The organism is Pseudomonas sp. CFBP 13711 (genome assembly GCF_014842265.1).
Lineage (GTDB): Bacteria > Pseudomonadota > Gammaproteobacteria > Pseudomonadales > Pseudomonadaceae > Aquipseudomonas.
Map to the genome: position 1 here is coordinate 143058 of NZ_JACYVI010000013.1, position 12519 is coordinate 155576.

Sequence of the window (12519 nt, forward strand, 5' to 3'; positions counted from 1 at the left end):
GCGGTGGATCAGACGGCCCTGGGGCTTAATGATCTGCCGTTTTTTTTGCCTTGGTTTCTGCCTAACGGCAGAAGCTCTTGATCTTGCCCTACCCCAGCGAATACAAAAAAGCCCCGACTCTCGCGAATCGGGGCTTTCTGTTAACAGCATCCTGCGTCGATCAATACTTCTCGATCTTCGCCGCCGCTTCCAACTGCTTACGGTAGGCCGCGAAATCCTGCTGCCCCTCACGGGATGACAGGAAACGACGGTACTGGCTCTTCTCCTCATCCGACGCCGGAGCCGCCTGATTCACGCCGTTCAGACGCACAATCACAAAGCTGCCATCCGCTGCCGTCAGACTGCCATAAACCGGCTTGTCCTTGCCTTCCGGCTTCGGCATACGGAACACCGACTGCAGCACCTGAGGATCAACACCCTCCTGGCTGCGTGAGGCCGCTTCCACGACCTTCCAGCTCTGACCTTCCTGCTTGGTCGCCGCATACGGCACCTTGCCGTCACGCAGGGATGCCAGCAGCGCCTCGCCCTTGGCCTTCACCGCATCGCTGGCATGTTCTTTCGCCAGTTGCGCGCGAATCGGCGCCGACACCGCTTCCAGTGGCAGTTGCTCAGGCTGACGGTGCTCTTTGACATGCACCACCACCACGGTCTCAGGATCCAGCTCCAGCGCAGAACTGTTGGAACCCTCTTCCATCACTTCCGGACTGAAAGCCGCCTGAATCACCGCACGGTTGGCTGCAATGCCTTCGCCACCCTCGCGACCGAACGGCGCAGTCGTCTGCACTTTCAGACCCAGGTCCTGAGCCGGCTGAGACAGATCGGACGCTTCGAACGCCGCATCTTCCAGCTTCTTGCTCGCATCGACGAACTTCTGCTCGACCTGCTGAGACTTCAGCTCGTGGGTCAGCTTCTCCTTCAGGCTGGCGAACGTCGGTACCGACGGCGCTTCAACGCCCAGCAGCTTGATCAAGTGCCAGCCGAACTGACTGCGAACAGGGGCGGAAACCTGATCCTTGTTCAGCGCGTACAGCGCGTCTTCAAAGGCCGGGTCATAGACACCCTTGCCGGCGTAGCCCAGGTCACCGCCCTTGGTCGACGAGCCCGGATCCTGAGACAACTCCTTGGCCAGCGCAGCAAAATCTTCACCTTTGGCCACGCGCTGCTGGATTTCTTCAATCTTGGCTTTGGCCTGAGCGTCCGTGGTCTTGTCGTTGACTTCGATCAGGATGTGCGCCGCGCGGCGCTGCTCGGCCAGGTTGGCGATCTCTTTCTGATAAGCCGCCTGCAGGTCTTCATCCTTCACCGACACCTTGTCGAAGAACGAAGACTTCTTCAGTTCGATGTAGTCGAGCACCACTTGCTCAGGACTCAAAAACTCTTTCGCGTGCTGATCGTAGTGCGCCTTGACCTCGTCGTCGGTGACTTTCGCGCTGGTCGGATCGGCCGGCAACGTCAGGGTGGCGAAATCGCGGGTCTGCTTTTCGAGGCGGGCGAAGGCGTCGACTTGAGCGTCAGTGACGAATGCGCTGCCGCCGATACCGGCACGAATCTGGCCGATCAGCATTTCCTGACCCAGAATCTGGCGGAACTGCAGACGGGAATAACCGAGCTGGCGAATGACCTGATCGAAGCGATCAGCGCTGAATTTACCGTCGACCTGAAATTCAGGGGTCAGCAACATCTGTTGATCCAGAGCGGCTTCGGAGAAACCGAACTTCGAATCAGCGGCGCCCTGCAACAACAGCTTGCGGTCGATCAAGCCTTTGAGGGCCGAATCACGCAGCATCTTTTCGTTGAGCATTGCAGGGTCAAAATCCTTGCCCAGCTGTTGCATCAGCTGGCGGCGTTGCATTTCAACCGCTTGACCCAGTTCTGCCTGGGTGACTTCCTCGCCATTGACCTTCGCAGCATCCTGCGAGTGGCTGGTGGCCCGGAAAATGGCATCGAACCCGGTCAGGGCCATCAGAGCGATGATGACCCCGATGATGGTTTTGGCAATCCATCCCTGTGAATTGTCCCTGATATTCTGCAGCATGTATCCCCCAGAGGGTTGTACTCGACTCACCAGGCTGCTGCACACGGTAACGCGGAGCGTGGGTTGAATCCGGATAGAAGAAAGGCGCATCCGAGGATGCGCCTTCTCGTAACTTGCAAAGCGGACGGGGTTCGATGTGCGTTCCCCGAGTGACAGTCCAGCGCTTGAGCAACCGCACTTGCCGCTTCACGCCCCGAACAGAGATAACGCTGTCCTGGGCGGGCAAAGTAAAAAGAAACTTAGTTGACGGCTTCTTTCAGAGCTTTACCGGCTTTGAAGCCTGGTTTCTTGGCCGCTGGAATTTCCAGGGTTTTACCGGTCTGAGGGTTACGGCCGGTACGGGCAGGACGATCAGTGACGGAGAAAGTGCCGAAGCCTACCAGTACAACAGAGTCGCCAGCCTTGAGAGCGCCAGTGACGGATTCGATTACAGCGTCCAGCGCACGGCCAGCAGCAGCTTTCGGGATGTCAGCGGATGCGGCGATGGCATCAATCAGTTCCGACTTGTTCACTCTAAGTCCCCTTATATATTTGAGTATTTCTAAGTTTTTTTTGGTGTAACCAAACGAACACTGAGCGGCCTGAACAGGCTTGAAGAGCCGCTTTATAGCAAGGGCTCCAAAAACCTGTCAAGGAAGGCCTCCCAGACTAATGCGTGCTGATCCTCTCCTTGGCGTCAGACTCGCGCTTTTCATCCTTGGCAACCATCTCGGGAGCCACGTCCGGCAAGGGCTCCGGCGCGTATTGCAGCGCAATTTGGAGGACCTCGTCAATCCATTTAACCGGTTTGATCTGCAGGTCGGCCTTGATGTTGTCCGGGATCTCTTTGAGATCTCGCACGTTCTCTTCGGGGATGATCACGGTCTTGATGCCACCACGGTGAGCGGCCAGCAATTTCTCCTTGAGACCACCGATAGCCAGTACCTGTCCGCGCAGGGTGATTTCACCCGTCATGGCCACGTCGGCGCGGACCGGAATCCCCGTCAGTGCCGACACCAGCGCCGTGCACATGCCTACGCCTGCGCTCGGGCCGTCTTTAGGCGTCGCACCTTCCGGCATATGGATGTGCGTGTCGCGCTTCTCATGGAAGTCCAGAGGGATGCCCAGGCTCTTCGCACGGCTACGCACAACCGTCAGCGCGGCAGTGATCGACTCGACCATCACATCACCCAGCGAACCGGTCTTGATCAACTGACCCTTGCCCGGAACAACCGCCGCTTCGATGGTCAACAGCTCGCCGCCGACCTGCGTCCAGGCCAGACCGGTCACCTGACCTACCTGGTCCTGCTGCTCGGCCAGGCCGTAACGGAATTTGCGCACGCCAAGGAAGTTCTCGAGCATGTCCGCTGTCACGGTCACCGAAAAACGCTTCTCGTGAGCGTGTTCCTTGACCGCCTTGCGGCACACCTTGGCGATTTGACGCTCAAGACTACGCACGCCGGCTTCACGGGTGTAATACCGGATGATGTCGCGAATCGCCTCGACTTCGAACTCGATCTCGCCTTTCTTCAAGCCGTTGGCAGCGATCTGCTTGGGCGAGAGGTACTTGGTCGCGATGTTGATCTTCTCGTCTTCGGTGTAGCCGGGCAGACGGATGACTTCCATACGGTCGAGCAGCGCCGGCGGAATGTTCATCGAGTTGGCGGTGCACAGGAACATCACGTCGGACAGGTCGTAGTCGACTTCCAGGTAATGGTCGTTGAAGTTGTGGTTCTGCTCGGGGTCGAGCACTTCCAGCAACGCCGACGCCGGGTCACCGCGCATGTCGCTGCCCATCTTGTCGATTTCATCGAGCAGGAACAGCGGGTTACGCACACCGACCTTGGTCATTTTCTGGATCAGACGACCTGGCATCGAACCGATGTAGGTACGACGGTGACCGCGAATCTCAGCTTCATCGCGCACGCCGCCAAGGGCCATGCGGACGAACTTGCGGTTGGTGGCGTGAGCAATCGACTCGGCCAGCGAAGTTTTACCCACACCAGGAGGACCGACCAGGCACAGCACCGGGCCACGAATTTTCTTCACGCGCTTTTGAACGGCGAGGTATTCGAGGATCCGCTCTTTGACTTCGTCCAGACCATAGTGATCGGCGTCGAGGATGTCTTCCGCACGGGCGAGGTCCAAACGGACCTTGCTCTGTGCCTTCCACGGCACCTGGACCAGCCAGTCGATGTAGGAGCGAACGACGGTGGCCTCGGCAGACATCGGCGACATCTGCTTGAGCTTGTTCAGCTCGGCGGTGGCCTTGGTCATCGCGTCTTTGGGCAGGCCGGCGGCATCGATGCGCTTTTTCAGCTCCTCGATTTCGTTATGGCCTTCCTCGCTGTCTCCGAGCTCCTTCTGAATGGCCTTCATCTGCTCATTCAGGTAGTACTCGCGCTGACTGCGCTCCATCTGCTTTTTCACGCGACCGCGGATGCGCTTCTCGACCTGCAGCAAGTCTATTTCGGCATCCAGCAACGCCAGCACGTGCTCAACACGGGCCGACAGGTCAATGATTTCGAGAATTTCCTGCTTCTGCTCGATCTTCAGCGCCATGTGGGCAGCCATGGTGTCGACCAGACGACCCGGCTCATCAATGCTGTTGAGGGAGGAAAGCACTTCGGCCGGGACTTTTTTGCCCAGCTGCACGTACTGTTCGAACTGAGCCAGCAGGCTGCGAACGAAGACTTCGGATTCACGATCCGGCGCGTCGACCTCATCGATCAGCGCAACCTCGGCGCGGCAGTGGCCGTCCACCTCAATGAAGCGCTCGACCGAGCCACGCTGCTCGCCTTCGACCAGAACCTTCACAGTGCCGTCCGGCAGCTTCAGCAACTGCAGCACGGTGGCAACGGTGCCAACGTTGTACAGCGCCTCTTCACCGGGATCGTCATCGGCCGGGTTCCGTTGCGCCAGCAGCAGAATCTGCTTGTCGCCGGACATCGCCGCTTCAAGGGCTTCGATCGACTTCTCGCGCCCCACGAACAGCGGGATAACCATGTGCGGGTAAACCACAACATCGCGCAGTGGCAAGAGAGGCAGTTCAATGGTCGTCTTCATGATTTCGCCTCTACGGCGGCCTTCAGGCCATGGACAGATATAAATAAGCTGAAAATCAAGATGGGGGTTGAATCTTAAAAAAACAAGCGCCGGCTTGAGTTAAAGCGAAAGGACTCGGAAACGCAGACCGGCTTTGAAGGAAACGCGAAAAGGGCCCGAGGGCCCTTTTCGTTTCCAGTCGCCCTGTGCGTTGCCAGCAGGCTACGCGTCGGGTGCCGCCTTGGCAGGTGGCTCGCTGTTTTCGTAAATCAACAGCGGCTTGGAGGTGCCCTCGATCACGCTCTCGTCGATCACCACCTTGCTCACGTCGGACTGCGACGGGATCTCGTACATGGTGTCGAGCAGAACGCCCTCGAGGATGGAGCGCAGACCGCGAGCACCGGTCTTGCGCTCAAGCGCACGACGGGCAACCGATTTCAGCGCATCCGGGCGGAACTCAAGGTCCACGCCTTCCATCTCGAACAGCTTGCCGTATTGCTTGGTCAGCGCGTTCTTCGGCTCGGTCAGAATCTGCATCAGAGCAGCTTCGTCCAGCTCGTCCAGCGTCGCCAGAACAGGCAGACGACCCACGAACTCCGGGATGAGACCGAACTTGACCAGATCGTCAGGCTCGACTTCACGCAGGGATTCGCCGACCTTCTTGCCCTCTTCCTTGCTGCGTACTTCGGCGTTAAAGCCGATGCCGCCTTTGGTGGAGCGATTCTGGATGACCTTTTCCAGGCCAGAGAACGCACCGCCACAGATGAAGAGGATATTGCGCGTGTCCACCTGCAGGAATTCCTGCTGTGGGTGCTTGCGACCACCTTGAGGCGGTACGGAAGCCACGGTGCCTTCGATCAGCTTCAGCAGGGCTTGCTGTACGCCTTCGCCCGACACATCACGAGTGATGGAAGGGTTGTCGGACTTGCGCGAAATCTTGTCGATTTCGTCGATGTAGACGATACCCATCTGGGCCTTCTCGACATCGTAATCGCACTTCTGCAACAGCTTTTGAATGATGTTCTCGACGTCCTCACCCACATAACCGGCTTCGGTCAGGGTGGTGGCATCGGCAATGGTGAACGGAACGTTGAGCAAACGAGCGAGCGTCTCCGCCAGCAAAGTCTTGCCGGAGCCCGTCGGGCCGATCAGCAGGATGTTGCTCTTGCCCAGTTCAACGTCGTCGTTTTTCTTGTCGCGCTGGTTCAGCCGCTTGTAGTGGTTGTACACCGCTACTGCGAGAACCTTTTTGGCACGTTCCTGACCAATGACGTACTGGTCAAGGATGCCGCTGATTTCTTTAGGCGATGGCAGTTTATGCGCGCTGCTCTCGGCCTGTGCTTCCTGCACCTCCTCGCGGATGATGTCGTTGCACAGGTCGACGCACTCGTCACAAACAAATACCGAGGGGCCGGCAATCAACTTGCGCACTTCATGCTGGCTTTTGCCGCAGAAGGAGCAATAAAGCAGCTTGCCGTTGTCCTCGCCGTTGCGGGTGTCAGTCATTCGATCGATCCAATCCGGTAGGCTTGCAACACAAGATGAGGGCAATTGCTCGATTTTTCAAGTCCACAGGCGGCACGGATGTATCAACCGCCCGGGATTATTGCCCTTCACGCAATCATTTGGTCATTTGACGCCGGTCGATCACCGAGTCCACCAAACCGTATTCAGCAGCGCGTTCGGCGCTCATGAAGTTGTCGCGGTTGGTGTCGCGCTCGATCGCTTCCAGCGTCTGGCCGGTGTGGTGCGCCAGCAGTTCGTTCAGACGTTGACGGATGAACAGGATTTCCTTCGCGTGGATATCAATGTCCGACGCCTGGCCCTGAAAACCGCCCAACGGCTGGTGAATCATGACGCGGGAGTTCGGCAGTGCGAAACGCTTGCCCTTGGCACCACCGGCCAAAAGGAAAGCGCCCATGCTGCACGCCTGACCCATGACGGTCGTGGAAACGTCCGGCTTGATGAACTGCATGGTGTCGTAGATCGCCATGCCCGCAGTCACCGAACCGCCTGGGGAGTTGATGTAAAGATGGATGTCCTTGTCCGGGTTTTCCGCTTCAAGGAACAGCAGCTGCGCCGAGATGAGGTTGGCCATGTAATCTTCAACCGGACCGACCAGGAAAATGACGCGTTCCTTGAGCAGGCGGGAGTAGATGTCATAGGCGCGCTCGCCACGGGCGGACTGCTCAATAACCATCGGGACCAGGCCGCCAGCGGCCTGGATGTCAGAGTTCTGCTGAATATAAGAATTGCGGGACATGTCTCGCATTCACTCCCAAATAGTCATGTCTTGAATACGCATAAGCCAGCGCGAAGGCTGGCTTATGGTGTTTTCGAACGAGAGAAGGAAATCAGTCGGCTTGTGGAGCTTCAACCGGCTTGACTGCCTCTTCGTACGAGACCGCTTTGTCGGTCACGCTCGCTTTCTGCAAAACAGTATCCACAACTTGTTCTTCCAGCACAACCGAACGAACTTCGTTCATTTGCTGTTCGTTCTTGTAGTACCAGGCCACAACCTGCTCTGGCTCCTGGTAAGCGGAAGCCATTTCCTGGATCAGCTCGCGAACGCGGGTGTCGTCAGGCTTGAGGTCGAATTGCTTGACGACTTCAGCCACGATCAGACCCAGTTCGACGCGGCGCTTGGCCTGCTCCTCGAACAGCTCTGCCGGCAGTTGGTCAGGCTTGATGTTGCCGCCGAACTGCTGAACAGCCTGAACGCGCAGACGGTTCACTTCGTTTTCCAGCAGCGCTTTAGGCACTTCGATCGGGTTGGCGGCCAGCAGACCGTCCATTACCTGATTCTTGACCTTGGACTTGATGGCCTGACGCAGCTCGCGCTCCATGTTCTTGCGAACTTCGGTGCGGAAGCCTTCGAGGTTGGTTTCCTTGATGCCGAACTGCTTGAAGAACGTTTCGTTCAGCTCAGGCAGGGTCGGTGCCGACACGGTGTTGACCGTGACGGTGAACTCGGCGGTTTTGCCGGCCAGTTCAAGATTCTGATAATCCTCAGGGAAGGTCAGGTTCAGAACGCTCTCTTCACCGGCTTTGGCGCCGACCAGACCGTCTTCGAAGCCCGGGATCATGCGACCCGAACCCAGCACCAGCTGAGTACCGGTGGCCGAACCGCCAGCGAATGCTTCACCGTCGATCTTGCCGACGAAGTCGATGTTCAACTGATCTTCGTTTTGTGCCGCACGATCAACGACTTCGAAGCTGACATTCTGCTTGCGCAGGATTTCCAGCATGTTGTCCAGATCGGAATCAGCGACGTCAGCCGACAGACGCTCGACGGAAATAGAGTCGAAACCGGCAACGGTGAATTCAGGGAACACTTCGAAAGTAGCGATGTACTCGAGGTCCTTGCCCTTTTCGAAGGTCTTTGGCTCGACGGAAGGTGCGCCAGCCGGGTTCAGCTTTTGCTCGACGACGGCTTCGTAGAAGGTCGCCTGGATCAGGTCGCCCAGTGCTTCCTGACGAGCACCGTCTTCGTAACGCTGGCGGATCACGCTCATAGGCACTTTGCCTGGGCGGAAGCCCGGGATCTTGGCTTTACGTGCGGTCTGCTGCAGACGCTTGTTGACTTCAGTCTCGATGCGCTCAGCGGGCACGCCAATGGTCATGCGGCGCTCGAGAGCGGAAGTGTTTTCAACAGAAACTTGCATGGATATTCCTCGTTGCACAGACGTTAGCCGGCCGTTTCCGACCCCAGAATCAAGGGCAAGCATTCTAGTGGGTCAAACTCAAGAAGTCACCCTACTGAACAAGGGTAAATAAAGTGGCATGCAGCCCGGGAATCACAGACGACTGTTTCAGCCTGCGGGAGGTGTCTGGAACGCACCTGATACGCCCCTATATAAAGGAAGCAAAAGGACGACCGAAACATGATCCAGTCCCTGGAAGCACACCGGACGAGCCCTGTGTCATGGGCCCATCAAGCTCGCACTGCGTTAAAACGCAGTACGCTGAAACAAAAAAAGCCGCACAAGGCGGCTTTCTTTCATCCCTCAACACCCCGTTGCGAGAGCTTTAACTGGTGCGGACGGAGAGACTCGAACTCTCACACCTTTCGGCGCTGGAACCTAAATCCAGTGTGTCTACCAATTCCACCACATCCGCGTTTGAAGCGCTTAAAGCAAAGGCGCCAGATTATGAATCTGGCGCCTTTTCGAATATGGGGTGGACGAAGGGGATCGAACCCTCGACAACGGGAGTCACAATCCCGTGCTCTACCAACTGAGCTACGCCCACCATATTGCGTGTAACCGACGCATTCAAACTGAATGCTACTTGTGCCAAAGCTGCCTAATGGCGCACCCGGCAGGACTCGAACCTGCGACCATCCGCTTAGAAGGCGGATGCTCTATCCAGCTGAGCTACGGGCACTTATTTCATTTGCCTTCGTGAGACTGCAAATTAAGAGCTTTCAATCACGCTGAGCCGATCTTAACTCTACCTGACTTATTCAACCTTTCGACTTGATCCGCCGCTTCCGGCTTATCCTGTGTGGGGTTGTGCCCGACAAGTGCGACGAATCTTATAGACGGTCCAAAAGGTCGTCAACACTTTTTTCTAAAAAATTCAGTTAATTAAAGGGCTTAGCTTATTAAGCGGACCAACCGTCTTTGCCCATGCGTCAGGTCATGCGAGAATGCGCGCTCTTTTTCCCTCCCCTTCCGATGGTTAATCACGCGTAATGACTGCAAAACTAATAGACGGCAAAGCGATCGCAGCCAACCTGCGCCAGCAGATCGCCCAACGAGTCGCCCAGCGTCGCGAGCAAGGCCTGCGCACGCCCGGCCTCGCGGTGATCCTGGTCGGCAGCGACCCCGCCTCTCAGGTTTACGTCTCGCACAAACGCAAAGACTGCGAAGAGGTCGGCTTCATCTCCCAGGCCTATGACCTGCCCAGTGAAACCACCCAGACCGAACTGACCGATCTGATCGATCGTCTCAATGACGACCCGGCCATCGACGGCATCCTGCTGCAACTGCCGCTGCCCGAGCATCTGGAATCCTCCAGCCTGCTGGAACGCATCCGCCCGGATAAAGACGTCGACGGCTTCCACCCCTACAACGTGGGCCGGCTGGCCCAGCGCATTCCGCTGCTGCGCCCATGCACGCCCAAGGGCATCATGACCCTGCTGGAAAGCACCGGTGTCGATCTGTACGGCAAGGACGCTGTCGTCGTGGGCGCGTCCAACATCGTCGGTCGTCCAATGGCGATGGAGCTGCTGCTGGCGGGCTGCACCGTAACCGTGACCCATCGTTTCACCCAGGATCTGGCCGGACACGTCGGTCGCGCCGATCTGGTGGTCGTGGCGGCGGGCAAGCCGGGCCTGGTCAAGGGCGAGTGGATCAAGGAAGGCGCCATCGTCATCGACGTCGGCATCAACCGTCAGGATGACGGCAAGCTGGTGGGCGACGTGGTGTACGAAACCGCCCTGCCCCGCGCCGGCTGGATCACGCCGGTGCCAGGCGGCGTCGGCCCGATGACCCGCGCCTGCCTGCTGGAAAACACGCTGTATGCGGCTGAGACGCTTCACGGCTGATTTCCCAAGCCCCGAGTACCAAAGCGCGCACATGAATAACGGCACCCGAGGGTGCCGTTTTTTTATGCGCCGAACGTAGAAGCGTGCAGGTTACTTCTTCGCAGCTTCCCAGCTCTTCAAGAGGTCCGAGTAAGCGATGGTTTCGCCCTTCGGTTTCTCGTTGGCCAGTTTGCGTTGTGGGGCGAGGAATGCACCGTTGCTCTTCTCGGCCTTGGTGTACCACTCTTCGGCCGAGGTTTCCGGGTTCATCTTCGGCGCGCAACCGCTTGGTTCCTGGACCTTGGAGCGCTCGATGCGGGTCATGATCGCATCCTGATCCTTGGCCAGACCGTCGAGGGCCGCCTGCGCGGTTTTCTCGCCGGTAACGGCTTCAGCCACATGACTCCACCACAATTGAGCCAGCTTCGGATAGTCCGGAACGTTGGTGCCGGTTGGCGACCATTGCACGCGGGCCGGGCTGCGATAGAACTCGACCAGACCACCGAGTTTCGGTGCCAGGGCGGTCATCTCTTTGGAGTTGATGTCCGATTCGCGAATCGGCGTCAGGCCCACGATGGTTTTCTTCAGCGAGACGGACTTCGACGTCACGAACTGCGCGTAGAGCCAGGCGGCCAGGCGTTTCTTCTCTTCGGTGGACTTGAGGAAGGTCCAGGAGCCCACGTCCTGATAACCCAGCTTCATGCCCTCTTTCCAGTAAGGACCTTTTGGCGATGGCGCCATCCGCCATTTCGGCGTGCCATCGGCGTTCATGACCGGCAGACCCGGCTTGGTCATATCAGCGGTGAAAGCGGTGTACCAGAAGATCTGCTGAGCGACGTTACCCTGGGACGGCACCGGGCCGGACTCGGAGAACGTCATGCCCGCCGCTTCAGGCGGCGCGTAGGCCTTGAGCCAGTCGATGTACTTCTGAGTGGCGTACACAGCGGCCGGGCCGTTGGTGTCGCCGCCACGGGTGATGCTCGAACCGACCGGGTGGCAGTCTTCTACGCGAATGCCCCACTCGTCGACCGGCAGACCATTCGGCAAACCTTTGTCGCCGCTGCCGGCCATGGAGAACCAGGCATCGGTGAAGCGCCAGCCCAGGGACGGGTCTTTCTTGCCGTAGTCCATATGGCCGTAGACTTTCTTGCCGTCGAGCTCTTTGACGTCTTCGCTGAAGAACTTGGCGATGTCTTCATACGCGGACCAGTTCACCGGAACGCCCAGCTCGTAGCCGTATTTGGCCTTGAATTTCTCTTTCAGGTCAGGACGCTCGAACCAGTCGGCGCGGAACCAGTACAGGTTGGCGAACTGTTGATCAGGCAGTTGATACAGCTTGGCCGGCGTGATGACTTTGCCGGACGCGTCTTTGACTTCAGGCGACGTGGTGAACGAGGTACCGATGAAGTCCTTCAGGTCGAGCGTCGGAGAAGTGACTTTCGCCCCTTCCGGGCTGGCCATCAGGTCTGTCAGAGACATCGCCTTGCCGTAGCGGAAGTGCGTACCGATCAGGTCGGAGTCGTTGACCCAGCCGTCATAGATACTCTGGTTAGACTGCATGGCGGTCTGCAGCTTCTCGATCACGTCGCCTTCCTGCAGCAGGTCGTGGGTGACCTTGATGCCGGTGATTTCGGTGAACGCCTTGGCCAGGGTTTTGGATTCATATTCATGGGTGGTCAAGGTTTCGGAAACCACCTTGATGTCCATGCCGCGGAACGGCTCGGCGGCCTTGATGAACCACTCCAGTTCCTTGAGCTTCTCGGCATCGGAGAGCGTGCTCGGCTTGAACTCGCTGTCGGCCCACTTCTTGGCCGCATCCTCGTACTGGTCGGCCCAGGCCGACACGCTCAAGCCACTGAGCATTACCATCGTCGCTACCGTCACACTATGTCGCAGCTTGTTTTTCTTATTGAACATAGACACCTCTTGT

The 12519-nt window shown here is 58.0% G+C and carries 8 protein-coding genes and 3 tRNA genes; 1 reads left to right on the top strand and 10 read right to left on the bottom strand.

Annotation, left to right across the window (positions count from 1 at the left end; translation table 11 throughout):
• Positions 1 to 160 precede the first annotated feature (160 nt).
• The 9 genes from IFT47_RS22020 to IFT47_RS22060 form a co-directional block, all read right to left on the bottom strand.
• A complete protein-coding gene (locus tag IFT47_RS22020) occupies positions 161 to 2035 on the bottom strand; it encodes a SurA N-terminal domain-containing protein (RefSeq protein WP_192174102.1) in 1875 nt (624 codons plus the stop codon).
• Between the two features lie 239 nt (positions 2036 to 2274).
• Complete coding sequence (locus tag IFT47_RS22025; protein ID WP_272631174.1) at positions 2275 to 2562, bottom strand: HU family DNA-binding protein; 288 nt, start codon at positions 2560 to 2562, stop codon at positions 2275 to 2277.
• Between the two features lie 121 nt (positions 2563 to 2683).
• Entirely contained in the window at positions 2684 to 5080 is a 2397-nt protein-coding gene (gene lon, locus IFT47_RS22030) for an endopeptidase La (RefSeq protein WP_192174103.1), read from the bottom strand.
• Between the two features lie 201 nt (positions 5081 to 5281).
• On the bottom strand, positions 5282 to 6565 hold the full coding sequence (gene clpX, locus IFT47_RS22035) for an ATP-dependent Clp protease ATP-binding subunit ClpX (protein WP_037013640.1): 1284 nt from the start codon (positions 6563 to 6565) through the stop codon (positions 5282 to 5284).
• A gap of 115 nt (positions 6566 to 6680) precedes the next feature.
• Positions 6681 to 7322 carry an ATP-dependent Clp endopeptidase proteolytic subunit ClpP gene (gene clpP, locus IFT47_RS22040; RefSeq protein WP_122537614.1) on the bottom strand — a complete coding sequence of 214 codons (642 nt, stop codon included), beginning with the start codon at positions 7320 to 7322 and terminating at the stop codon, positions 6681 to 6683.
• A 91-nt stretch (positions 7323 to 7413) separates the two neighbouring features.
• Positions 7414 to 8724 carry a trigger factor gene (tig, locus tag IFT47_RS22045; RefSeq protein ID WP_192174104.1) on the bottom strand — a complete coding sequence of 437 codons (1311 nt, stop codon included), beginning with the start codon at positions 8722 to 8724 and terminating at the stop codon, positions 7414 to 7416.
• 369 nt (positions 8725 to 9093) lie between these two features.
• Positions 9094 to 9178: transfer RNA gene (locus tag IFT47_RS22050), tRNA-Leu, on the bottom strand.
• 56 nt (positions 9179 to 9234) lie between these two features.
• A tRNA-His gene (locus IFT47_RS22055) sits at positions 9235 to 9310 on the bottom strand.
• Between the two features lie 58 nt (positions 9311 to 9368).
• Positions 9369 to 9445 (bottom strand) — tRNA-Arg (locus IFT47_RS22060).
• Between the two features lie 310 nt (positions 9446 to 9755).
• On the opposite strand from IFT47_RS22060, the gene folD reads away from it, so the two are divergent.
• On the top strand, positions 9756 to 10610 hold the full coding sequence (gene folD, locus IFT47_RS22065) for a bifunctional methylenetetrahydrofolate dehydrogenase/methenyltetrahydrofolate cyclohydrolase FolD (protein ID WP_133776580.1): 855 nt from the start codon (positions 9756 to 9758) through the stop codon (positions 10608 to 10610).
• A 90-nt stretch (positions 10611 to 10700) separates the two neighbouring features.
• Here the strand turns inward: folD and IFT47_RS22070 are convergent, their stop codons facing one another.
• Positions 10701 to 12506, bottom strand: coding sequence for an ABC transporter substrate-binding protein (locus IFT47_RS22070; RefSeq protein WP_192174105.1), 1806 nt, complete (start codon positions 12504 to 12506; stop codon positions 10701 to 10703).
• Positions 12507 to 12519: the final 13 nt, after the last annotated feature.